23 protein-coding genes are annotated in these 23,176 nt (G+C 55.8%); 12 read left to right on the forward strand and 11 right to left on the reverse strand.

The genetic code is table 11. The features are described from left to right. Positions 1 to 158 precede the first annotated feature (158 nt). Together Y5S_RS10805 and Y5S_RS10810 are read left to right on the forward strand one after the other, a co-directional pair. Positions 159 to 1,151, forward strand: a complete 993-nt coding sequence (locus Y5S_RS10805) for a DUF6901 family protein (protein WP_052041532.1) — start codon at positions 159 to 161, stop codon at positions 1,149 to 1,151. A 36-nt stretch (positions 1,152 to 1,187) separates the two neighbouring features. Continuing rightward, complete coding sequence (locus Y5S_RS10810) at positions 1,188 to 1,550, forward strand: SpoIIAA family protein (protein ID WP_035232913.1); 363 nt, start codon at positions 1,188 to 1,190, stop codon at positions 1,548 to 1,550. A gap of 93 nt (positions 1,551 to 1,643) precedes the next feature. On the opposite strand, the gene katG is transcribed toward Y5S_RS10810, so the two are convergent. Both katG and Y5S_RS10820 read right to left on the reverse strand, forming a co-directional pair. Continuing rightward, the gene (gene katG, locus Y5S_RS10815; protein WP_035232914.1) at positions 1,644 to 3,803 is read right to left on the reverse strand and encodes a catalase/peroxidase HPI; all 2,160 of its coding nucleotides are present in this window, start codon (positions 3,801 to 3,803) and stop codon (positions 1,644 to 1,646) included. Positions 3,804 to 4,006: 203 nt separating this feature from the next. Beyond that, entirely contained in the window at positions 4,007 to 5,002 is a 996-nt protein-coding gene (locus Y5S_RS10820) for an SDR family NAD(P)-dependent oxidoreductase (protein ID WP_052041533.1), read from the reverse strand. Positions 5,003 to 5,163: 161 nt separating this feature from the next. On the opposite strand from Y5S_RS10820, the gene Y5S_RS10825 reads away from it, so the two are divergent. From Y5S_RS10825 to Y5S_RS10835, 3 genes are all read left to right on the forward strand, one after another. Beyond that, positions 5,164 to 5,763, forward strand: coding sequence for a TetR/AcrR family transcriptional regulator (locus Y5S_RS10825; RefSeq protein WP_231552668.1), 600 nt, complete (start codon positions 5,164 to 5,166; stop codon positions 5,761 to 5,763). 93 nt (positions 5,764 to 5,856) lie between these two features. Beyond that, complete coding sequence (locus Y5S_RS10830) at positions 5,857 to 6,156, forward strand: hypothetical protein (RefSeq protein WP_035232915.1); 300 nt, start codon at positions 5,857 to 5,859, stop codon at positions 6,154 to 6,156. Positions 6,157 to 6,186: 30 nt separating this feature from the next. Further along, positions 6,187 to 6,450, forward strand: a complete 264-nt coding sequence (locus Y5S_RS10835; RefSeq protein WP_035232916.1) for a hypothetical protein — start codon at positions 6,187 to 6,189, stop codon at positions 6,448 to 6,450. A gap of 148 nt (positions 6,451 to 6,598) precedes the next feature. On the opposite strand, the gene Y5S_RS10840 is transcribed toward Y5S_RS10835, so the two are convergent. The 4 genes from Y5S_RS10840 to Y5S_RS10855 all read right to left on the reverse strand — a co-directional run bounded on the left by Y5S_RS10840 (position 6,599) and on the right by Y5S_RS10855 (position 9,972). Continuing rightward, the gene (locus tag Y5S_RS10840) at positions 6,599 to 7,351 is read right to left on the reverse strand and encodes an SDR family NAD(P)-dependent oxidoreductase (RefSeq protein WP_035232917.1); all 753 of its coding nucleotides are present in this window, start codon (positions 7,349 to 7,351) and stop codon (positions 6,599 to 6,601) included. Positions 7,352 to 7,423: 72 nt separating this feature from the next. Next, entirely contained in the window at positions 7,424 to 8,254 is an 831-nt protein-coding gene (locus tag Y5S_RS10845) for a GIY-YIG nuclease family protein (RefSeq protein ID WP_052041534.1), read from the reverse strand. A 51-nt stretch (positions 8,255 to 8,305) separates the two neighbouring features. Further along, a complete protein-coding gene (locus Y5S_RS10850) occupies positions 8,306 to 8,869 on the reverse strand; it encodes a hypothetical protein (RefSeq protein ID WP_035232918.1) in 564 nt (187 codons plus the stop codon). Positions 8,870 to 9,078: 209 nt separating this feature from the next. Further along, positions 9,079 to 9,972, reverse strand: a complete 894-nt coding sequence (locus Y5S_RS10855; protein WP_081939731.1) for a metal-dependent hydrolase — start codon at positions 9,970 to 9,972, stop codon at positions 9,079 to 9,081. A 117-nt stretch (positions 9,973 to 10,089) separates the two neighbouring features. Between Y5S_RS10855 and Y5S_RS10860 the strand changes: the two genes are divergently transcribed. Continuing rightward, entirely contained in the window at positions 10,090 to 11,169 is a 1,080-nt protein-coding gene (locus Y5S_RS10860) for a helix-turn-helix domain-containing protein (RefSeq protein ID WP_156107723.1), read from the forward strand. Between the two features lie 28 nt (positions 11,170 to 11,197). Here Y5S_RS10860 and Y5S_RS10865 read toward each other — a convergent pair whose 3' ends face one another. The 3 genes from Y5S_RS10865 to Y5S_RS10875 form a co-directional block, all read right to left on the reverse strand. Next, entirely contained in the window at positions 11,198 to 12,403 is a 1,206-nt protein-coding gene (locus Y5S_RS10865) for a tyrosine-type recombinase/integrase (RefSeq protein ID WP_035232919.1), read from the reverse strand. A 146-nt stretch (positions 12,404 to 12,549) separates the two neighbouring features. Next, positions 12,550 to 15,696, reverse strand: a complete 3,147-nt coding sequence (locus Y5S_RS10870; RefSeq protein ID WP_035232920.1) for an HD domain-containing phosphohydrolase — start codon at positions 15,694 to 15,696, stop codon at positions 12,550 to 12,552. Positions 15,697 to 15,843: 147 nt separating this feature from the next. Further along, a complete protein-coding gene (locus Y5S_RS10875; protein ID WP_156107724.1) occupies positions 15,844 to 16,872 on the reverse strand; it encodes a hypothetical protein in 1,029 nt (342 codons plus the stop codon). Between the two features lie 107 nt (positions 16,873 to 16,979). Here Y5S_RS10875 and Y5S_RS10880 point away from each other — a divergent pair, with 107 nt between their 5' ends. Then, positions 16,980 to 17,198: a VF530 family protein gene (locus Y5S_RS10880; protein WP_035232922.1), complete on the forward strand. Its 219-nt coding sequence runs from the start codon at positions 16,980 to 16,982 to the stop codon at positions 17,196 to 17,198. 120 nt (positions 17,199 to 17,318) lie between these two features. Here Y5S_RS10880 and Y5S_RS10885 read toward each other — a convergent pair whose 3' ends face one another. Then, positions 17,319 to 17,882, reverse strand: coding sequence for a TetR/AcrR family transcriptional regulator (locus tag Y5S_RS10885; protein ID WP_035232923.1), 564 nt, complete (start codon positions 17,880 to 17,882; stop codon positions 17,319 to 17,321). Between Y5S_RS10885 and Y5S_RS10890 the strand changes: the two genes are divergently transcribed. From Y5S_RS10890 to yghU, 5 genes are all read left to right on the forward strand, one after another. Next, on the forward strand, positions 17,872 to 18,174 hold the full coding sequence (locus Y5S_RS10890) for an oxygenase MpaB family protein (RefSeq protein WP_035232927.1): 303 nt from the start codon (positions 17,872 to 17,874) through the stop codon (positions 18,172 to 18,174). The two genes, Y5S_RS10885 and Y5S_RS10890, sit on opposite strands and share 11 nt — an antisense overlap. Positions 18,175 to 18,301: 127 nt before the next feature. Beyond that, the gene (locus Y5S_RS10895; protein ID WP_035232929.1) at positions 18,302 to 18,808 is read left to right on the forward strand and encodes an invasion associated locus B family protein; all 507 of its coding nucleotides are present in this window, start codon (positions 18,302 to 18,304) and stop codon (positions 18,806 to 18,808) included. An 86-nt stretch (positions 18,809 to 18,894) separates the two neighbouring features. Then, positions 18,895 to 19,848: an MBL fold metallo-hydrolase gene (locus tag Y5S_RS10900; protein ID WP_035232931.1), complete on the forward strand. Its 954-nt coding sequence runs from the start codon at positions 18,895 to 18,897 to the stop codon at positions 19,846 to 19,848. A 66-nt stretch (positions 19,849 to 19,914) separates the two neighbouring features. Beyond that, complete coding sequence (locus tag Y5S_RS10905; RefSeq protein ID WP_035232934.1) at positions 19,915 to 21,717, forward strand: ABCB family ABC transporter ATP-binding protein/permease; 1,803 nt, start codon at positions 19,915 to 19,917, stop codon at positions 21,715 to 21,717. A 95-nt stretch (positions 21,718 to 21,812) separates the two neighbouring features. Next, entirely contained in the window at positions 21,813 to 22,685 is an 873-nt protein-coding gene (gene yghU, locus Y5S_RS10910; RefSeq protein WP_035232936.1) for a glutathione-dependent disulfide-bond oxidoreductase, read from the forward strand. A gap of 19 nt (positions 22,686 to 22,704) precedes the next feature. Here the strand turns inward: yghU and Y5S_RS10915 are convergent. Further along, on the reverse strand, positions 22,705 to 23,176 hold a 472-nt coding region (locus Y5S_RS10915; protein WP_456236281.1), incomplete at its 5' end, for a MerR family transcriptional regulator.

The following is a 23,176-nucleotide window of genomic DNA, read 5'->3' on the forward strand; positions in this document are numbered from 1 at the left end:
GGCGTTGATCCCACATTTATACGAACAAAGTATGATATCCTGCGCCGAAAGGGTCGGCTTCCTGACAGTTGTTGTCTGAGTTAACCTGCAAATAAACGCGCTTTCCCTGCAGTTGCCGGGAAAGCTGCAATCCGCCAAATGGGCACTGAACAAGCGCCATGAACTCTGTCGACATTATCTACCGCGTCAAGCTGAGCCAGGACAGGCTGGAAACCTTCAATTTCCGCCTGGATGAAGAGACGTTTGACCTCATTGGGGACAAGGTGCCAGATCCGCCCAAATGGACGGAGCTGGAATACAGCCAATGCGCCCACTGCCCACTGTCCACGGAAGAGCATACGCACTGTCCGCTGGCACTGCAGATGCACAGTATTGTGGACCGCTTTCATGACACGCGTTCCATTGATGAAGTGGTTGTCGAAGTGGTGACGGAAGAACGCAGGGTGCGCCAGAAGACCGGTCTTCAGCGGGTCGTTGCCTCCATGCTGGATCTGATCTACCCCATCTGTGGTTGTCCAAAGACGGCATTCATGAAGCCGTTGGCGCGTTTTCATCTGCCATTGTGCTCGGAAGAAGAAACCATTTTTCGCGTCACCGGCATGTACCTGTTGGCACAATATTTTCTGAGTCGCTCGGCTACCGGGCAGGGACGTATCGAGTTTGACGGGCTGACGGATATTTATAACGAGCTGCACACCCTCAATACGGCGGTGGCTCGTCGCCTCCAGTCCGCAACCAGTTCGGATTCCACCAAAAACGCCATTACGCTGATGGACATGTACTCCACGCTGGTTCCCTTGCTGCTGGAAGATGAGTTGATCGAGATGCGCGGTTTCTTCCAGGCGTATCTGCCTGATGACGGGGACAAGCCGCAGACGATGACCAATTATCTGGAGAAGGCCAAGGCGTTTTCGCTGGATCTGGATAACCTCAAGCTGACTCCTACAGAAGAAGAGGCGAGCCACGATGAAATGCCCGATTGGCTGAAAGAAGCCAAGGGAATCATGGGGCCTTATTTGCCGGAGAATTTGACCCGTGATTCGTCAGAGACGAAGCCGGGAGAGAAGGCTGAACCTGCTGCTTTTGTCACGTCGGATGGCTTGAAACTGGAGCTGACCCCGATGGATGAAGAAAGAAAACCGGAAGAGTAAGCGGCTATGCCGCGCCGCGCTCGGGAGGGAGCCTGAATGAAAGTGGAATATGATCCGCTGGATAATGTGGCAACGGTTTTCCCTGATGGCCCGTTGAGTCAGGCCGACTTTGAGGATGCTGCTGCGCAGATTGATCCTGCTATCGAGAAGCACGGTTTGCTGAATGGGCTTGTGATCGCGATGGACTCCTTTCCCGGTTGGGAGTCGTTGGGTTCGTTGGTGTCACATCTGCGTTTTGTTCATGACCATCACAAGGCGGTGGCACGTGTGGCGCTGGTCACGGATTCCTCTTTAGGGGTTGTGGCAGAAAAGCTGGCCAGCCATTTTGTGGCCGCAGAGATTCGCCAGTTTGCTGCCGGTGACAGGGCAGCGGCCCAGGCGTGGATCGTGGAAAAATAGACATTTCCAAAGGCCCGTTACTGGGGCGCTGGGATTTCCTTGATCAGGAAACCGGTTTCCCCGCACGGATGTACGGGGAACCGGTAGTGCTGTTTACACGTCGAAGCGATCCGCGTTCATGACCTTGGTCCAGGCGGCCACGAAGTCGTTGGCAAACTTCTCCTGGTTATCATCCTGGGCATACACCTCTGCGTAGGCGCGCAGGATGGAGTTGGAACCGAACACCAGATCCACTCGGGTGGCGGTCCATTTCACTTTGCCACTGCTGCGATCGACGATTTCATATTTGTTGCCTGCCGGCTTCCAGCTGTTGCTCATGTCGGTCAGGTTGACGAAGAAATCGTTGCTCAGCTGGCCTTCGCGGTCGGTGAACACACCATCCTTGCTGCCGCCGTGGTTGGTACCCAGCACGCGCATGCCGCCGATCAGGGCTGTCATTTCCGGTGCGGTCAGACCCATCAGTTGGGCACGATCCACCATCAATTTTTCCGCTGGTACGGAGTAGTCCTTTTTCAGCCAGTTACGGAACGCATCATGGATAGGTTCCAGTGGTTCGAAGGATTCCGCATCGGTCTGCTCGTCGCTGGCATCGCCACGGCCGGGAGTGAACGGCACGCTGATGTTCATGCCCGCCGCCTTGGCTGCCTGCTCTACCCCCACGTTGCCGGCCAGCACGATCATGTCGGCTATGCTTGCACCTACGTCGGCGGCAATACCTTCCAGTACACCCAGCACCTTGCTCAGACGAGCAGGCTCATTGCCTTCCCAGTCCTTCTGAGGAGCAAGGCGGATGCGTGCACCGTTGGCACCACCGCGCATATCAGAGCCGCGGAAAGTGCGAGCGCTGTCCCAGGCGGTGCTGACCATCTCGCTGATGCTCAGGCCACTGTCGGCAATTTTTTCCTTTGCCGCGTCCACATCGTAGCCGGTGCTGCCGGCGGGAATCGGATCCTGCCAGATAAGATCTTCGCTCGGCACTTCCGGACCCACGTAACGGACCTTCGGCCCCATGTCCCGATGGGTCAGCTTGAACCAGGCGCGGGCAAATACTTCATCGAAGTAGGCAGGATCGTTGTAGAACTTTTCTGAAATCTTGCGATACTCCGGGTCCATCTTCATGGCCATGTCGGCGTCGGTCATGATTGGGTTGTGGCGAACGGTGGGATCTTCTGCATCCACTGGTTTCAGCTCGTCCGGCATGTCCACAGGTTCCCACTGCCAGGCACCGGCCGGGCTCTTGGCCAGTTCCCACTCATAGTTGAGCAGCAACTCGAAGTAGCCGTTGTCCCACTGAGTCGGGTTGGTGGTCCAGGCGCCTTCCAGGCCACTGGTCACCGCCTGGTTGCCGATGCCACGAGTGGCGGTGATGTTCCAGCCCAGACCCTGTTCATCGACATCGGCGGCTTCCGGTTCGGGGCCCACGTTATCGGCATTGCCATTTCCGTGCGCCTTGCCCACGGTGTGACCACCCGCAGTCAGCGCAACCGTTTCTTCATCGTTCATGGCCATGCGCTTGAACGTTTCACGTACGTCTTTCGCTGTCTTGAGTGGATCGGGGTTGCCGTCCACCCCTTCCGGGTTTACATAGATCAAACCCATCATTACTGCCGCCAACGGATTCTCCAGATCACGATCCCCGGAGTAGCGGCTCTTGTCATTGTCACTGGTGGCCAGCCACTCGTCTTCTGCACCCCAGTAGATATCTTCTTCCGGTGCCCAGATATCTTCGCGGCCAAAGCCGAAACCAAACGTCTTGAAGCCCATGGATTCATAGGCCACATTGCCGGCCAGAATAATCAGGTCAGCCCAGCTGATCTTGTTGCCGTACTTTTTCTTGATCGGCCATAACAGACGACGGGCCTTGTCCAGATTGCCGTTATCCGGCCAGGAGTTCAGTGGCGCAAAGCGCTGGTTGCCTGTGCCAGCACCACCACGGCCATCTGCCATGCGATAGGAACCTGCTGCGTGCCATGCCATGCGAATCATCAGGCCGCCATAGTGTCCCCAGTCTGCTGGCCACCAGTCCTGACTGTCTGTCATCAGGGCAGTGAGGTCGCGTTTGAGTGCAGCGGTGTCGAGTTTTTTCAGTTCTTCACGATAGTTGAAGCCGGCCGACATAGGGTCGGTCTTGCTGTCGTGCTGGTGAAGAATGTTGAGGTTCAGCGCCTGCGGCCACCACTTGGTCGCTTCACTCCCGGCAGAAGTATTGGCGCCGTGCATGACCGGACACTTCCCTGCGTTTGCGTTGCTCATTGCTACTCTCCCTTGGAACACGTCATGAAAGTTATGCCTCTAATCTAAAGCCATAGAGGAGCCCCGGCTAGATCACAACCCGATAATCAGGGGTTTTCTTTTCTATAGAATGGATAGGTTATTTCAATGGCGTGAAAGGAGCGTAAGCAAGGGAGTGCTGGGCGCGAATCAGCTCATCGAAGTGACTGCGCCCAGTGATGACATTACTCGGCATCTTGCTGGTGACGACGCGCTATTGTGTTGGTATGACCTTCTTCATTGGCCGAAGCACGACGTCGGGTTTTGGCAGAAACATAATTTTCCGGCGGGTCTTCAAAGATGGTCTGATAGCTTAGGTTAACGATGGATTCAGAGGTCTTGGGCAGCAGGTAATACATGCTCAAGGCGCCTTTACCGAAGATGCCGAGCTTGCGTTTATTCTGGGTAATGATCACATCCAGCATCCATTTGACTGCAGTATCCACCGACATGACTGGCATGTACTTGTAGATTTTTGTTGGTGCAATCATGGGTGTGCGTACCAGCGGGTAGTTGAGTGAGGAAAAACGGATATTGGTGTGGGCAAATTCATTGGCCGCAACCCAGGTCCACCCTTCCAGTGCCCACTTGGAACCCAGATAGGCGGAGAACCGTGCCGGGTTTGCCTGAACGCCTACCGTGGACACGTTGATGATGTGTCCTTCGTTGCGCGCTTCCATCCCCGGCAGCACATTCATGGCCATGCGGATGGCGGCCAGATAGTTGAGTTGCATGGTGCGTTCGTAGTCGTGGAAACGATCGTAGGTGAACTTGATGGAGCGACGAATCGAACGCCCTGCGTTGTTGATCAGAAGATCCACTCGGCCGTGAGCTTTTTCGATAGTGCGGCAAATCCGGTCGCACTCTTCCAGATCGGTCAGGTCGCCGGGGTACACCTCGGCATTGCCGCCGGCATTGCGAATGTCTCTGGCAATGACTTCCAGTTTTTCCCGGTTGCGTGCCACCAAGGCAACAGTGGCACCAGCGGCACCCAGTTCGCAGGCTACCTGCGCACCAATGCCGGAACTGGCTCCGGTGAGGAGTACTACCTTACCGCGGACGCGTTCTTGCAGGGCGTGATGTGGGGAAACCAGACTCTTCACATTCCAGCGCCAGTGCTGGCCAAAACGGGTGAAGTAAGGCAGGACTTTGGGGAGGCGGAATTTCAGTTCGTTGCTCACGACAGACTCCAGTCGTTGGCGGTTGCGTTATAGGCTGTGTTGAAAGAGGCTTGCATGCACAAATATTAATCTGAGTATATGCTCGGAAATACTCGGATTCAGGAATCACCATCAAGGCATCGAATATGACCCGAGAAACAATCCAAGCTTCTGATTTTGCAATGAAAAAAGAACCCAGACAGGCGCGATCCAGGGCTACAGTGCAGGCCATGGTGGATGCCTGTGCTCGGATTTTGGAAGAGCGAGGTTATGCGGGGTTGACCACCAATGCGGTGGCAGAGGTGGCGGGGGTCAGTATCGGCTCGGTGTATGAATTTTTCCCAGGCAAAGACGCTATTGTGGCCAGACTGGCGGATACATTGCTTGCTGATGTTTCTGCCACCTTGAATGCCCGGCTGGAGCGGACGGATAGTCGTGAGGATTTGCATCGGGCCATGCGCCACCTGATCGGTGCGCTGCATGCGCTTGTATACCAACATCGAAAGCTGATCAGAGTGCTGATCTTCCAGGTGCCTTTTGTTCAGCATTTGCCGTCTGCGCAGCAGTTGCAGCAAGAGCTCTTGCAGGTGGTCGTTACCGGGCTGCAGAAATCTCGTGAGCATTATCATCTGACGGTACCGGCAAGCAGCCTGTATCTGATGGCAACATCCACAGCGGGGAGTTTGCTGCATCTGGTGCTGATGCCGCCGCCTGGTATTCATCCAGAGGTTGTGCTGGATGATCTTTCCGACAAGATGGCGGCGTGGTTGGCACAGGGATGAGTCGTGCCGGAAAGTGAAGTGTTGCCAGGAAATTCAGCCGTAATCCTCTATGATGAAGGGCTTGCTGAAGTCACGATAATCAAGGAGAAGAATATGTGGCGATTTGTACGTAGTGTTGTGTTGGCGGGGCTGTTTCTGGGGTTGGCAGGTCAGGCTGCGGCATTGTGTAATTGCTACCTGCCAGCCAGTCCTGATATCCCGAATGGGCAAACGGCCAACGATGAGCAGATCCAGTTTGCACGCAACACGCTGGTGGCTTATCAGGAGAAGATGCAAAGCTACAAGCAGTGTCTGGAGCGTTGTATCGTGGATGCCAGTGATGCCGAGAATGAAGTTGTGCAACAGTGGAATCAGACAGTAGAGACTTTTAATAGCAGGGTAGCCAACCCTTGAGAAAGTCAGTCTGGAGAGACAGGAAAAGATATGAACGAAATGGAACAGGCAGAAGATGATTTTTCCCACGAGCGTCTAATAGAAGCCATTGAGAACCAGATTGCAGATGGGCATCCTCGTGAAGCCGGATTGGTGATGATGGCGCTGACTGCCAACGGTGAGTCTCATGATGAGGTGTTGGTGAAAATGGCCGCGGTTTTGGCCCGACACATCGCCCTGAGCGCCGAGAAGGATTCCGCCTTTGATATCAATGCGTATGCGGCTGGGCTGCTGGAATTGCAGTCTTCGGCCTGACAGGTGGTGTCAGGGAATAACTTCACGCCGGTTGGCGACATACCCTCTTGAACGGGTAACCGACAAATCCGATAGCACCACCAATGCCGACATCGAACTAAAGCGGCCTTATCTGGAGATCGCTGTCAGGTTTGGGTTTCTGTGGCATTTACCAGGGAATCGGTTTTCCATCCCAGGCAATAAAACGGCCATGCTCCTGCTCGCTGGCGGAGTCGATGATGGTGGCAAGTTGTTGGGCTGCCCGTGTGGCTGAAAACAATTTTCCTTCTGGCACATTGCGTTGAAAGGGAGATGAAAGAGGGGTGTCGGTGGTGCCTGGGTGAAGCGCCATCACACACAGCTTCGGGTAACGACGTCGGGTCTCGATGGCGAGCGTACGGAGTAACTGGTTCTGTGCCGCCTTGCTGGCGCGGTAGCTATACCAGCCACCAAGATGATTATCACTGATGCTCCCCACCCGAGCGCTGAGGCTGGCGAAAACGGCCGTCTGCTTTTTATCCATGCGGGGTAGCAGGTGCCGGGCGAGAAGAATGGGGGCAAAGGTATTAACGGCAAAGCCCCGCTGCAGGTTTTTCAGGCTGATGTCCTCGAGACGCTTCTCCGGACCCATTTCTATTTCTGCATCATGCAGAAGTCCAGCGCAGTTGATGATCTGATGCAGACGGATGCCTTCCTCTTCCAGATTCTTGGCTAGGTATTCAAGCTGCTCTTCCTGAGTGATGTCCACATTGATGCATCGTAGCGGTAGCCCTTGTTCTCGCAAGGCGTGGAGTGTCGGGTGACCGGTCGCACGGCGTGACACGGCAATCACCGGGGCATCCGGTGCGAGCCAGTGCTTCAACAGCGCAAGGCCAATGCCTGAGCTGGCACCGGTAATAAGTCGGGTTTGCTGAATATTCATGATTTTAGGGCCTGTTAACAGGCCCTAGTATCCGCCCGACGCGGCAATCCGGTGTGAAGAGCCTTGCGGGAACTACTTCATGACAAAGTGGTGGGCGCCACGATTGAGGAAGTGCAACAGCATTCTGTAACTGTCCAGATCGAAACAGATCTCGCCCTCCGGTGTCAGGTCTTGTTGCGAGGGTGGGTGTGGCAGGGTGCATAAATGGCACCACTGGCGAATCAGGTGGAAGTCTTCACGATCATTCCCCTGTTCGTGAATCACCAGAGTGCCCTGATAGGGCCACGCCTGAATCTGGTGTTCTGTCAGGGCTTTGAGGAGGCGCTCATTGTGTTCAGCGATAGATTCCTTGTTGCAGCAGGCGCCGCGACAACGGCCGAGTTGAAAAGAGAAGCAAGGACCCTGCCCCTGTTCCAGGCCGCAGATTCGAGGGCATAGTTGATGGGTTTTTACCCAGTACTCGAGTGCTTGCTGCGCTTGACGGGGGCTGCGAAACACACCGTAGCAGTCCTGCTGCCAGAGGGGCTGTATGGGGTTGGGTTGGTAGCGGCGTGGAACGAGGAATCCCTTGTTGTCCTGCTCCAATAACCAGGTTTGCAGTTGCCGATAGCGACGCTGGCGGCGATTGAAGATCGGCTGGCGCTGTTTTATTTCCTGATTTTCCAGTAACAGAGCGCCGAGTTCGCCTGCGGTTTCGGTGAAGTCGATGTGGTGCGTCTGACGACACATGCGCTGTGCGCGCGGTGTCGTATTGTTGAAATGGCTACGTACCCGCTGGCGAATATTAATGCTCTTGCCAATATAGAGCAGAGCGCTCTGTTGGCCCCAGAACCGATAAATGCCGGGGCCGGTGGGCAAGGTGGCAAGCGGGAACGGTGGAGTGATCGGGGAGGCTGTGGACATGCAGGGAGTATCGTCGGGAGAGTGTTGGCAGCGGGTGAAGAGGCGAGTTGTTCAGAACTGGACAGGTGCTACCCCCACAGTCACCGCACCAATCGGCTGGCCGTGGCTGTCACTGATGGTTCGGCTAACCTGAATCTGAATGCTGCCGGTGGAATCATCTCTGCCCAGCGCTCCCACGTGCTCGGCTCCGGGGCCGACCATGAAAGTCTGTTGCCACTTGGCTTCGTCTCCTTGCCAGTAATCACTGGTGACGCTGCTCTGGGCCACGTTGAGCCCGCGATTATCCATGATGATGATTTCGGTGATTAGCTCATTGCTATGCAATTGCAGCTGGCGCAGTGAGTCGGAGAGGGGGGTGTCCATGAGGCTGTTTATCAGAGGGGCCTTGGCGTTGCCGAACTGCTGTCGCCAGTCTTTGTCCAGTACTGCTATCTGCTCCTGGCTCAGTGTGGCATGTACTTTATTCTGGCGCTGCACCTGCTCAATCACATCAGCCCGGGAGGCGATGTTAGCGGCTTGTGTGAGGGCAAAAGCCAGCAGTTCGGCGGTAACATTGTCCGCCGCGGAGGAACTGCTTATGCACAGGGCAAGCAATGCCAGCCTGATCCGTTTCAATGTGAAGGCTCCCGTCGCCTTTTGAGATTATTTTATGCGCCGACCATGGCGGTGGGGCAAGCGGTAACGGCGCATTTTAAGCCAAGCGTGCTTTGGGTGCATGACCCTTTGGTAGCGATTTGGTGCACGCCTGCCATTGAAGCGAGGGGAGGGTGGAGAGGTGGTGGGGAAGTGGAAAAGCGGTTACGGGGACCCGTAACCGCATTCGATCAGGCGATATCGCCGAGCCAGCGCTTCTTGGCTTTTTCCACCAGGTCGCGGGCATCGTGGTCCCATGGGTGGAAGCTGGGTTTGTAGAAGCTGAAGTAGCCGGGCAGCAGTTTGCGGAACACGCCGGGCTTGCCCCACATGTAATTCAGGGTTTCCCGCCAAGCTTTCCAGTTACCCAGTTGGCCTTCGTCTCGGACCAGTTGGTAGAGATGGACGCTGGTGAACAGTGGGAACAGGATGCTGACCAGCATCATTTCGGTGATGCGGGTGAATTCGCTGCCACCAATGGCCTTGTAAACATCGAATGCCACGGCCTTGTGCTCGGACTCCTCCACCGCATGCCAGGCCCAGACCGGAGCCATGTGCGGATCCATTTCATCCAGGGCGTCATATTTCAGCAGGAACTCTTCCGCCATCAGGGCCGTGAAATGCTCCACTGCTACAGTGTGGGCAAGCTGTCTTTCCGGGCTCAGGTTCTTGCGCATCCAGTTCATGAAGCCGAGGATTTCCCGTTCCAGTCTTGCCAGATCGACGCCTTGTTCCTGCAGGTAGCCGTTGAGCATGTCGTGCTCGCGGGAGTGATGCGCTTCCTGGCCGATGAACCCCTTGATAGCTTTCTTGAGTTCCGGATCCGTAATCTGCTTTTCGAAGTGGCGAACGGAATCAATGAAGAAGCGTTCACCCGGCGGGAAGCCAGAGGACATGGCTGCCAGCAGCAAGGTCTTGATCGGGTTGTTATCCCACCAGTAGCGGGGCACATCACCTTCCCGGAAAGTGAAGTTTGGACGACGAATTTTCGGGATCATGCCCTTGGGGGTTTTGCTCAACCCTTTCAGTTTGCTGCGTACGCGCTTACTGACGTTGCCGGGCTTGATAGGAACGATGGCATTCATTGTTGTACTCCTGCGTGGCTCATCGGGCCAATATGTCTGCAATGTCCCTAATGTACTGGTGAAACCAGCAAGGCCGTGAGACGCTGCGAGGACATAATAATTATCATTGGTGGCCAAATGTCCCCGGATTCTCTGCTTGCTGTGCTGGCGGAAAAGCGCGACAACTTGCCGGATTGGGTGCATCAGCCCAGCCAGGCGGCAACTTATCCCCTGGCATTTGTGGCGGCGGCCCAGGCTCGAGGGGTGGAGCGATCAGCCTTGCTGGCCCTGTCTGAGGTGCCCGAAAGTCGTCTGGAAGATCCTTCCGGGAAATTGTCATTGTTCGAGGTGGCGCAGACGGTGGCAGCGGCCCGGGAGCTGAGTGGCGATCATTGTCTTGGGTTTGCCACGGGCGACCGCATGCTGCTTACCGCCCATGGCAATCTTGGTTATGCCCTGATGTGTGCGCCTACGGTGCGTGATGCTATCGATATCCTTGAGCGTTTCTGGCACCTGCGTGGGCGCGGTGTACAACTTCAGGTCAGCAGTGAGGGTGATTCCCTGTTCATGGAGCTGATCCCGGAGATCAATCTGGCCCCCTCGCTGACCTGGCTGATGTTCAGTTCGATTCTGACCAGTATGCTGCGCGGGGTAGAGTTTCTGCTGCCGAGTCTGCCGCAAGGGGTGGAGATGTGGTTGCCAGGTGATCCGCCAGAGGGGGTTGAGGCCTGGCGGGATCGTCTGCCTGAATTGCGTTTTTCCCGTCCTCGCTATGGGCTGTACCTGCATGGGGATCTTGCCTTGCTGGATCAGCCGCTGCCTACCGCCAACCCGGAAGCCTTGAAGACAGCGTTGGCGCAGTGCGAGCGGGAAAGTGCCCTGATGGATCGGGATGATGACATTGTTCTTCAGGTGCGTCTGGCGCTGGTGCCCGGCCCCGATGGCTACCCTTCTCCGGAAGCGTTGGCGGATCTGTTGCACCAGAGCCCACGTACCTTGCGCCGGCGTTTGCAGGAGCGAGGGTGTCATTATCAGCAATTACTCGAAGAGGCGCGCTTGCGTGACAGCTGTCAGCTGCTGCAAGAGGCTGATCTGGAGGTGCGCCGGGTCGGTGAAATGTTGGGCTATCTCAATCCGGCCAATTTCACCCGTGCCTTCAAGGGGTGGACGGGTGTGACACCGCGCGAATGGCGGCGTCAGCATGGTGTGGGAAGCTAACCGCGCTATTCATGCCGGTTTGGCACGACTAGTCTGCGGTTTCCTGGCGTCTGGAGACCCTGCCTAGCAGTGAGCCGTCCAGATAGTCTGCCCAGGCCTGCAGCATCTCGCGGCGTTTCTCCGGGTAGGTTTCCCGGTCTGGCGGGGTGTCTCCATTAAGATCCAGCAGCTGAGCCTGAATCTGTTCAGCTTGATAGCCCAGTTCGCCCAGGGCGCTGGCGGCCAGGCTGCGCAGGGTATCCGGTGTCACCGGATTGCTGCGGGTGACCTTGCGCAGGGCACCGCTGATGGTGCTGGCGCCGAGATGGGATTTGCGGTCGCGGCTGCCGGGAAAGACATATTCATGGCGCCCTGTCAGCGGCTCCATTTCGCGTAACAATTCCACGGCCTGATGGGGGAGGGGGACGGTAATGGTCCGATCCTCACCGGTATCAGGATGCCGGCGGCGAATGCGCCATTCTCCTGCATCAAGATCCATGTCTGACCAGCGTGCGTTGACGATTTCACTGGGTTTGGCGAGCAGCCAGACCGTCATTTTCAACGCTGCGCTGCTGGTGCTACGGCTCCACTGGCCCAGTACGCCTCCGGCGAGCTGGGTGAGCTTTTCCCGGGTGCTGATCAAAAACTCGGGTTCGGTACCGGAGCCGGTCAGACGTTTGTGCAGTGCGGCGGTCTGCTGGTATCCCGCAACGCCAGTGTCGCGGGCATGCTGATAAACCCGTTTGGCAATGCCGAGTACCCGTTTACCCTTTTCCACATGCCCTTCAGCGCCTAGCGCATTGGCCAGTGATTTCAGATCTTCAGGGGTGATTTCACTCACAACTCGTTTGCCGACACTGGCGATAAGGTAATTTTCCAGCTGACGTTTGGTACGGCGGAACTGGGCTTCAGAGACTTCGAGTCGATAGACCCGCTCAAGCCAGTCATTGGCGACGGTTTCAAACGTGGCAAGAGAGGGGCGAAAAATTTCCCGTTTTTCACAGCGGCTAAGGGGGTCAATGCCATCGGCAATCAGTTCGCGGGCCTCATCGCGTAATTGGCGGGCAGATTGCAGGGTGACATCCGGGCTGGGGCCCAGGGTAATGATCTTGTCGCGATCGTTGTAGCGGTAAGCAAACTTCCAGGTACAGGTGCCGTCTGTTTCCACCAGAAGAAACAGGCCTTTTTCATCCTGAAGCCGGTAGTTTTTGCTCAGCGCGGTGGCATTACGTACATCTGCTGTCGTCAGGGCCATAGGCAAAGTGCTGTCAAAATAGAGAAGGTCATTTTTGTTGGTTTCCTAAAGCTATCCCAGCCTCCCAGTGGGTTTCAACGAGGAGGCAGATAATTATGGTTGTTTTTGTGTATGGCTGGATGGCCAGCTTGAGGCCTGGTGGGCGTTTATCCCGGTAAATATTCGCTAAATCCACGGAGATCCAGCTGATCGGCACTAAGGTGTTGCCGGGCATACTCCTCCACGATGCCGCTTTGCAGCATCAACCGGAAGACATCGGCATCCAGATGACCGTCGGCGACCATGTGATTCATGATGCGCAGGGCTACACTGACGGTCTTGGCTTCTTTATAGGGGCGATCCGATGCGGTCAGGGCTTCAAATACATCGGCGACGGCCAGTATTCGATCCGGCAGTTCCAGCTGTTCACCTTTCAGTCCACGTGGGTAGCCGTTGCCATCAATGCGTTCGTGGTGGGTGGAGGCGTACTGGGGAACCTTGGCCAGCTCTTCGGGGAACGGCAGTTTGTCCAGCATGCGGATCGTGTTGATGATGTGTTCGTTGATCTTGAAGCGGTCTTCATCGGTGAGCGTTCCGCGTTCAATCAGAAGGTTATACAGCTCCCCCAGGTTTGCCTGGTAATGGGGTGGCGTTAGTGTGATTCCCAGATGTTCGGGGTAGTGGGGTGGGTGCTCATGGGGAATCAAGTGTTCGGGCTTGTCGGCGAGCAGGGCTTCGATCACAGGTAAATCATTGCGACCTGGGCCCAGCCGACGACTGTCCAGCGGTGAAAGGCCCAGTCGGTCATCGAAATGCCGTAGCCAGGTCTGTGCGCCAATTTCCTTCAAAACGGCCTTGGTCTCTTCGCTCAGGAATTCTGCGCCTACATTGGCTTCAGCCACAATTCGGAACTGCTGTTGTAATTCCTGATGGCGGGCCTGCCAGCGCTGGTCATATTTTGCTTGTTGTTCCGGGTGGGCCAGGGTGGCCTTGAGATACTCTATGTCTGCATCCCTCCAGAGAATTTCAAATCGGGTGCGGATTTCATGGATGCGGTTGTAGTTGGCTTCCAGCTTGGCTCCCTTGTCGACGATGTGCTCCGGGGTAGTGATCTTGCCGCAATCATGCAGCCAGGCGGCGATGCGAAACTCCCGGCGTTTGCGTTCATCATCCAGTGAAAAGTCCTGGAACGGTTTGGCGTCACTTTGCGAAGCGGCTTCGGCCAGCATCATTCCCAGCTCAGGCACCCGGGCACAGTGTGCCCCGGTGTAAGCCGATTTCTCATCAATGGCCTGGGCTATCAGCTCGATGAATGATTCCATCAGCGCTTCCTGGTTTTTTTCATGCTGACGAATGGACTGCGCCATGACATAGAGGGAAGTCGAGAGTTTTTCAGTTTCAATGATGCGTGATGGAATGCGTTTTACTTGCGTGTAGTCGCGGTTTTTCACCTTGTGGGTTTCTGCTTCCAATCGTTTGATCGGATTGACAATAGGTGCAGCAAAGAGACCGGCAAGGGGTAATAGAATGACAATGCACAGCGCAGTAATTCCCGCTGCCCATAGTGCATTTTCCCGTGCCGGCCCGGTGATTAGCCATGCCGGAGCAACCGCCGAAAAAGTGAGATTGGTACCGGTTTCAAACGGACGGGAGAAAAGGTAGTAGTGGCTGTTATTCTCCTGAAATTCTTTCAGGGAATGGCTTGGAAGGGAGACGTTGCGTAGCTCATTGTCTGTCTGCAGCAGAGCCGGGTAGGGAACGGTGCCACTAAAGCGGCTGAAGGCCTGATGATCCTCCAGCCACTTTTTGCTCAGCTGTGCATGGGCTTCAGAAGGAATGGCTGCCAAGGCCTTGTTGAGCAAAGCCTGTAGCCGTTGTTGGTCTGGATGGACGAGCAGGAAGAGTTCTCCCATCTCGCTGGGAAGGCCGTTGTCCTGCCCTTCCTTGATGGTCAATCCTTCAAGAAAATACTGGCGCTGTATAAAGCGCAGGATGGCAGCGTTGTCGATGGCGGCATCAATTTCGCCCCGTTGTACTGCGCGAAGTGCATCCAGAGTACCGGGATATTGATGGAGCTGGATGTCAGGAAAATGCGTTTCGATCACGGGAATAATTGACCATTCCTGCCCTAGTCCAAGTCGTTTTCCGCTGAGTTGGGACAGATGACTATAACCGGGTTGGTTACTATCGCTGGCAATTGCAAAGGGGAGGTTCAGGAAGGGCTGTGAAAACAGTCCCAGGCTGGCGTTGTTCTCGTTACGCAGAATGGGCTGAAGAATATCGATATTGCCTTCCTGGTAGAGAGAAACCAGCACCGGCCAGGTGTGACCATTCACATACTGCAGTTCCAGTCCGGTCATCTGGCTTATCAAGGTCAGCACATCGATAGCGTATCCATTTGGTTCGCCCCCAATGGCAAAGTCTACCGGCGCCCAGTCCATTTCATTGGATACCCTGAGCGGTGAAAGGGCCTTGACCAGCGCTTTTTCTGCTTCGCTCAATGAGAGCGGAGGAAGATCGGGAAGGTTGCTTTTCAGAGTGGGGGCGTTGCTGGCAATGACTCGCCCCTGTCTATCATGGAGATAGAGTTCAGTGCCTTTCGCGACTGGCAGCTTCATCAGGTGATCGGTGACGGCATCGAGGGTGATATCAAGGCCAAGTACGGCGCTGGTTTTGTCCAGGCGTAACGAGTAGGTACGACCGGGTGCATTCAGACTGTCGAATACGTAGGGGGCAGTTTGAAAGACATCGCCCTGTTGCGCATTTTGATACCAGGGGCGGGTGCGAGGATCGTAGCTGCTGGTTTGTCGAGTCTGGCGCAGGATGCGGAGCTGATGATCAAGATAGATATGCTGGAGAACATTCGTGTCATGGTTGCGGATTGCCAACAGCCAGCGCTCTGTGGGGCTGGCGTCCAGTCGGCTGCGTACCTGTGGGTGAGCATCAAGATTGATTAATTCATAGAAGCGCCCGTTATCAAAACCCATGTAAATGGCATACAGGCCCGGATTGAGCGCCAGAGTTTGGGCAAACAGTGACAGGGTAGAAGCGGGAACCTGGCCGTCCGGATTTGCGAGTCGGGGATAGCGGGCCAGGGAGAGGGCAATGTTACGCGCATTGCGGTCACGGCTTTCCAGGTAGTCAGCCGTCTGTTCTGCGGTCTGTCTGTAAAGCGCCTTGGTGGCAGTCAGGGATTGCTGATAGCTGAAATAGTATTGCAGGCCAATGGCAATGCTGGCAGTGAGAGCGGTGGCAATGACAAAGATGGCGACCACGCCAATGCGAATGCTGTACCGCCATTGCTTCCCTGCCATCAGGCGCTCCTTGCCTTTTTATATGCTCATATCACCAAGATTACCCCGGCTTGGCAAGGTTCGCTAAGGGCATTGCTGAGTGACGATAAGAGCGGGGTGATTCACACGAAGGAGTGAATCTGAATCACCCGAATAAACAGGAGTTATTCATTGAGCAGAGCCAATGGCAACCGGCTTGTCCATAAATAGCGCAACCCGAATCAGATCCACATATATCTGATCTTTACCGGCATGACTGAGCAGTGACACTGCCTGGCCATCGCGCAGATTCAGCTGGATCTGGCTGTTCACAAAGCTTCTTTCTCCCGTTGTCAGAAGCTGGTTGAGCTGCAAGGATTCTACCTCCCGAAAATCAATCGCAGGCTTGTCGGATTGCAGCCGGATTTGCTGGCGATGGCGATCAATGCGAACGTCTCCGGTTGTGAAAAACAGCACGTAAAAACCAGCCAGCGCAAATGGGATGGATACCATCAGGCTATTGGAAAGGGTGTGCCAGGGAAGTTCGGAGAAGGGCGTGGATGTGGTGAGCAGGGTGTTGAACAAGTAGTAGATATCCACTGCCAGGGTGCCTTGTGGGGCAAGCAGAAATGCCAAGCCCATGGCGGTGAGGGTGCTGCTACGGGTGATATGTAGTTCATGTCGGCTGCGTGGTTTGATGCGGCCGGTGACAAAGTTGCTGGCGTTGCTGAGCGGGGCGGTTGTGTCGCGGGCAAGAGCGGGATTCAGCTGCAATTGCGGGATGTCGTTCAGCCCGCTATCCAGCCAGCGTTTTTCTTCGCGGGTCAGGTGGTTACTGCGCCCGGAAAGCGCCAAAACCGCCATCGCCATAAACACCACGAGCATAAAGCCATGACCAACCCACTGGCGGATCAGGGGACGATGGAAGTGCTGTTGGTTTTGCTCAAGGCCGGCAATGAGGGTAGCCAGTTTCTCCCGGCTTTTGCTCAGGTGTGCGATCAGCCAGCGATCATGCTCACTGAGCGTCGCTTTGGTTTTGGTCCGGGAGATGTCGTCATCGATTTCCTGCAATTTGGCTTTCTGACTGGCGATATTCTCCTGCAGGCTGAGATACAGGTTTTGCTGTTGCTGCCAGTTGCTCCTGAGCTGATGCGCGATCTTGCCAATGGCGAGCAGCACAAAGAGTGAGACAAGCAGAATGAAAATGCCTTTTTTCATGGTGTGTCCGAGGCGGTCCATGCAGTAGCGTTGAAAAGAAGCGCGTATCATACAGGCTGTCCTCGCGGACGATAGCCATTAACGACCGAACCCTCAGGAGAATCCGCATGGCCGGGTCGCAAATCAACAACCCCTTGCATGGCGTCACGCTGGAAAGAGTGGTGACGGAGCTGGTTGAGTATTATGGCTGGCCCGCGCTGGCAGACCAGATCCGGATCAATTGTTTCCGTAAGGATCCGTCAGTGAAATCCAGCCTCAAGTTTCTGCGCAAGACCCCGTGGGCGCGGGAAAAAGTAGAGGCGTTGTATGTTGAGACATTCACCTGACAGTGTTAGACGCGTTTTCGGCACAGAGATCGCAGAGACACAGGGGAAAGCATTTTTTTTGGTGGCCTCTGTGCGCGCTGTGGTAAATCGCCTTTGGCTTTTGGCGTGAACCGTGTTGTGTCAGGCGTCGCCCGCACCAAAATAGCGGGTCATCAAGATGATCACCTCCTCGACAATTTCCTCATCCTGATAGTACGGCACTGGTTCCAGCAGATGGCGTGACAGGATGGCGGTGCAGGCATGCAGTGCCACATAGATCGCCCGATCCAGACTTTCCACTTGTAGCCGATCGCGTTGGCGCAACAGGAAGCGGTGCATGGCATCCAGTAGCCGCCTTTCGAATTCCTTCCCTTCCGGCAGAGTACTCAGGGCATGCTGACTCTGGAACAGCATGCCCAGCAGGCTGTCATTCTGCCGAAAGTACTGTATGCCCAGGGTTGCCCATAGCCGCGTGGACTCCGCCACGGAGGCATCACCCAAACCATCCAGCAGTGCGTGTAACTTGCGGGTCAGGTCGTGCATGTGGGTCTGCACCAGGGCGCTGAGCAGTGCCTGCTTATGCGGAAAATACTGATACAAGGTGGCGATGTTCACGTTGGCCTGCTCGGCCACCCGGTTGGTGGTCAGGGCGTCGAGCCCCTGTTCCAGTACCAGCTCACCGGTGGCGGTGATAATGCGCTCCACGGTGCGTCCAGATCGGCAGTGGCGTATTTACCAATACTTCATGGGCTCGCTGACCTGGCATCTGAAGAAGGGTTTTTATCCGCCGGTCTATCGGGAAGTATTTGGCATTCGCTGGAGCTGGCTTGATCAATTGGGTTTCAAGTTGATCGGTGGCGTGATGCGAGTGCTCTGGCCCATGCTGGATGAAAACAAACGCTGGGTGCCGGAAGCCTGGCGAGCCATTAAAGATGCTCGTGAGCATCCGGAGAATTACGGCGGTTGTTCTCCCCGAAGCCTCATAGAGGCTGGCTGAGATACGTCCCGACCATTCAAAGCATTGAGGTGAAGGAGCAACCTGACGGTTTGTGGCATATGACTTTTTGTTCGGGATCGTGCTGAGGTAGGCTGGGGATCTGATTACGGGAAAGGAAGGGATCTCCATGAAACAGCTTGTGTTGTTCAGTCTGGCTTTGCTGCTCAGTTCGGTAGTCCATGCGGAATGGACACTGGCCACCTATCACGGTCATGTTTATGCCGGTGAACATGGCCGTGATGACGGCGCTGCAAGGTTTGGTGTCGGCATGCTGTGCAAACAGGAAAGCGGCGTGCCGGTCTACGTCCTTGCCCATCGCCGTTTTGTCACCGCAGGTGGCCCGGCTACGGATTTACCGGCCCGTTTCGAATCCGGCGATGTGTTTCGTGAATTCCGCATCGACGGTGTGCCGTACGGCGATGTGGGCTCCCGCTACGGCAGTCATGACCCCGCTAATAACTTGCTGATTTTTGCCAGCGCCGTTTCTCTTGATTCTCCGATCATTCAGGCGATGCGCAAAGGCGGGAATCTGAAAGTATTGTATGTGAATAGGGAGGGGCACGAGCTGTATGTTTCTGACTTCTCCCTGAAGGGCTCTGCCGCCACCCTCGGGCAGGTCTCCTGCCCGGATTGAACGTCTCTGTGTTGCCACTTTGGTCGGCTGTGGCGGTAAGACGTTTGCGGCTATAGTGGTCTCCCCGATATCGTCTGGAGGCTGTAATGACGTTTCAGGTTTATCACCCTTTGCCTTTGGGTATTACCCGCATTGATACCGCCATGGTTCACGATGAACTGGCGGCCTGTTACCTGATGGAAGCGGGTGGCGAGTGCGCGATTATTGAAACCGGTACTCACAACACCGTACCGATTATCCTCGCGCTGCTGGATGAAAAGGGGATTTCACGTGAGCAGGTTCAGTATGTGATTCCCACCCATGTGCACCTGGATCATGCCGGTGGCGTGGGAGGTCTGATGCAAGCGTTACCTGAGGCCACTTTGCTGATCCACCCCCGTGGCGCACGGCACATGATTGATCCGTCCAAACTCAAGGCGGGGGCCACTGCGGTGTACGGTGAAGAGAAATTCGCGGAGATTTATGGTGACGTGATTCCGGTGGATGAGGACCGGGTGCGTACCATGGAGGATGGCGAGACAGTCATGCTGGGAGACCGTCGGCTTGAATTTTACGACACCCCCGGCCATGCCCGTCACCATTTCTGTGTCTATGATCCGTTGTCGAAGGGTATCTTCACCGGCGATACCTTTGGCCTGTCCTACCCGTCCCTGACCACCGACAAGGGGCCCTTCATTCTGCCGACGACCACCCCGGTGCAGTTTGAGCCGCAGGCGCTGAAGGCGTCGATCCAGCGCTTGCTGGATCTGCAGCCGGAGCGCATCTACCTCACTCACTATGACATGGTGGAGAACCCCCTGCCGCTGGGGAAGCGCCTTATCCCCATGGTGGATGATTATGTGACGTTGGCGAACCGGGTGGCGGCGAACAGTGATCCGGATGATCTGCAAGCGTCGCTGGAAGCGGCCATGGGTAAGTACCTGTTCGGCAAGGCCCGCGAGCATGGGGTGACGATGGATGATGTCGCCTTGCAGCAAATCCTGGGTATGGATATCCGTCTCAACTGCCAGGGGCTGGCTTTCTGGTTACAGCACGCCTGATCCTGGGCGTGAAAAAAAGATGGGCTGTTATACTGCCCGGCTCTTCCACCGGAAACAGGTTGCCCCATGCGCGGTATGAGCCAGGATGTCACCCCCAAGCCCATCGACTGGTCGGTGCTCAAGACCCTGTTTCCCTACCTGCTGGAATTCCGTACCCGGATTGCTCTGGCGGTGGCGTGTCTGGTGCTGGCCAAGCTGGCCAGTGTCGGCTTGCCGTTTATCCTCAAGCACATCGTTGATGACCTTGATGCGGACGGTACCAGCCAGCTGATCACCCTGCCGTTGGGCTTGCTGTTGGCCTATGGGGTGGTGAGGTTTTCCAATGTGCTGTTTGGCGAATTGCGTGACACCTTGTTTGGCCGTGTTACCGAGCGGGCCATGCGCCGGGTGGGGCTGAAAGTGTTCCGTCACCTGCATGCCCTGGATCTGGATTTTCATCTCAACCGTCGCACCGGTGGCCTGTCCCGGGATATCGAGCGGGGTACCAACGGCATCAGCTTCCTTCTCCGTTTCATGGTATTCAACATCCTGCCCACCTTGCTGGAAATCGGCATGGTGATCGGGCTGCTGCTGTGGAATTACGATGTCTGGTTTGCGTTGATTGTGGTGATGTCTGTTGTCGCCTATGTGGGCTTTTCGGTTTATGCCACTGAGTGGCGGCTGGCCTTTATTCGCGAAGCCAATCAGGCCGAGTCTTCCAGCAGCACCCGCGCCATCGACAGTCTGCTCAATTATGAGACGGTGAAATATTTCACCAATGAAGATTTCGAAGCTGACAACTATGACGACAACCTGGCCCGTTGGGAGGATGCACGGCGCAAGAACCGGTTATCCCTGTTCGCGCTTAATGGCGGCCAGTCACTGATTATTGCAGCGGCAATGACGGCGGCCATGGTGCTGGCGGCGGTGGAGGTGACAAACCAGTCGATGACGCTGGGGGATTTTGTTCTGATCAATGCCTTCATGATGCAGGTGTTCATGCCGCTGAATTTTCTCGGATTCGTCTACCGGGAAATGAAAGGTGCCATGACTAACATCGAGAACATGTTTGCCATTCTGGATGTGACGCCCCGGATCGTGGATCAGGGTGGAGCCACCGAACTGAAGGTGGGTGACGGCGAGATTGTCTTTCGGGATGTGCACTTCGGCTATGGCGACGACCGGGAAATCATCAGCGGTGTCGACTTTACTGTGCCCTCAAAAAAGAAGGTGGCTATTGTGGGCAGCAGCGGTGCCGGCAAGTCTACCCTGTTCAAGTTACTGTTCCGGTTTTATGACCCGGCCAGTGGGGATATCAGTATTGATGGCCAGTCGATTCGCAACGTCAGCCAGGCATCTTTGCGCGGAAGTATTGGTGTGGTGCCCCAGGACACGGTGCTGTTCAATACCAGTATCTTCGAGAATGTGCGCTATGGACGTATCGATGCCACGGATGAGGAAGTCCGTGAGGCCATCCGCCTTGCCTACCTGTCCGACTTTATCGCTTCGCTGCCGAAAGGGGAGGCCACCATGGTGGGGGAGCGGGGGCTGAAACTGTCAGGTGGAGAGAAGCAGCGGGTGTCCATCGCTCGTGCCTTGCTCAAGCACCCGCCGATCATGGTATTCGACGAAGCGACGTCATCACTGGACAGCCATTCCGAGAAGATTATTCTCAAGGCGATCCGTGAAATTTCCCATCAGCAGACCACACTGGTCATTGCCCATCGCCTTTCTACCATCATGGATGCGGATCGCATTATCGTGCTGGACAAGGGGCGGGTGGCCGAGCAGGGAGGCCATGCCGAGTTGCTGACCAAGGGCGGGCTCTATGCCCATCTCTGGGAAGTCCAGCAGCATGAGCAGGCTGCTCCAGCCGGAAAAATGGATTGAATCAATTGAAGGGTTTGTGCTGATTTTTCAGCTTGTTTCGCCGCAATACGGTATCCATAGTGGGTATCCATATTGATAAGGGCCCGGAGCGCTTCATGACTGATGATACCTATACCCCGCCGAAAGTCTGGACATGGGATAAGGAAAGCGGTGGCAAATTCGCCAACATCAACCGCCCCATTGCCGGCCCCACCCATGACAAGGCGTTGCAGGTGGGGAAGCACCCGCTACAGCTTTACTCCCTGGCCACCCCCAATGGGGTGAAAGTCACGGTGATGTTGGAAGAGCTGCTGGAGAAAGGCCATCAGGGTGCCGAGTACGACGCCTGGCTGATCAACATCCAGAATGGCGACCAGTTTGGTAGTGGCTTTGTGGACGTGAACCCCAACTCCAAGATCCCGGCGCTGATGGATCACAGCGTGGAGCCGCCCAGAAGAGTCTTCGAGTCCGGCAGTATCCTGTTGTATCTGGCAGAGAAGTTCGGCGAGTTTCTGCCCGCAGAGCCCGGAGCGCGTACCGAAGTCATGAACTGGTTGTTCTGGCAGATGGGCAGCGCGCCCATGCTGGGTGGCGGTTTTGGCCACTTCTACGCCTATGCGCCGGAGAAATACGAGTACCCGATCAACCGCTATACCATGGAAATCAAGCGGCAGCTGGATGTGTTGGATCGTCAGCTGGCGGACAACGAGTACATTGCCGGCAGCGAATACTCTATTGCCGATATGGCCATCTGGCCCTGGTATGGAGCGCTGGTGACCAACAAGGTGTACGAGGCGGCGGAGTTTATCGAGGCGCACACCTACACCAATGTGTTGCGCTGGACTCACCAGATTGCCGAACGCCCGGCAGTCAAGCGAGGTCGTATGGTCAATCGCGCCTGGGGGGAGCCTTCCAGTCAGTTGTGGGAGCGTCACGAGGCCAGTGATTTCGAACTCAAGACACTGGATAAACTGCAATCTGCTGAGTAAATCTCTGTAGAGCAGGCGGTCAGCCCTTGCCGCCTGTTACGTTGTGGTCGTGTTGGCACTGACCATGATCATTGAGCACTTCAATGACCCGGCATTCCCCTTCATGTCCGTGAGCACATTCCTTGATCATTCGATCCAGCTCATCGCGCAGGGCGGTGAGTGAGCGAATCTGTGCCTGCACCGCATCCCGGTGACGTCGGGCGATGCTGTCGGCGTGCTGGTGGGAGGCACTCAGCGCCAGCAGTTCACGAATATCATCCAGGGTAAAACCCAATTCCCGCCCATGGCGGATAAATTGCAGCCGTTCCCTGTGCTTCTGGTGGTAGCGGCGTTGCCCGCCCTCGCTGCGTGCCGGCTCTGGCATCAGCCCGATTTTTTCATAGTAGCGAATGGTTTCTATCTTGCAGCCGGTGTCCCGGCTCAGAGCGCCAATGGAAAAAAGTGTGCTCATGTTGCCCTCCGGAGCTTGGGAGTCTCTGAATAACTCCTTG

It is taken from the genome of Alcanivorax nanhaiticus (assembly GCF_000756665.1).
GTDB lineage: Bacteria > Pseudomonadota > Gammaproteobacteria > Pseudomonadales > Alcanivoracaceae > Alcanivorax > Alcanivorax nanhaiticus.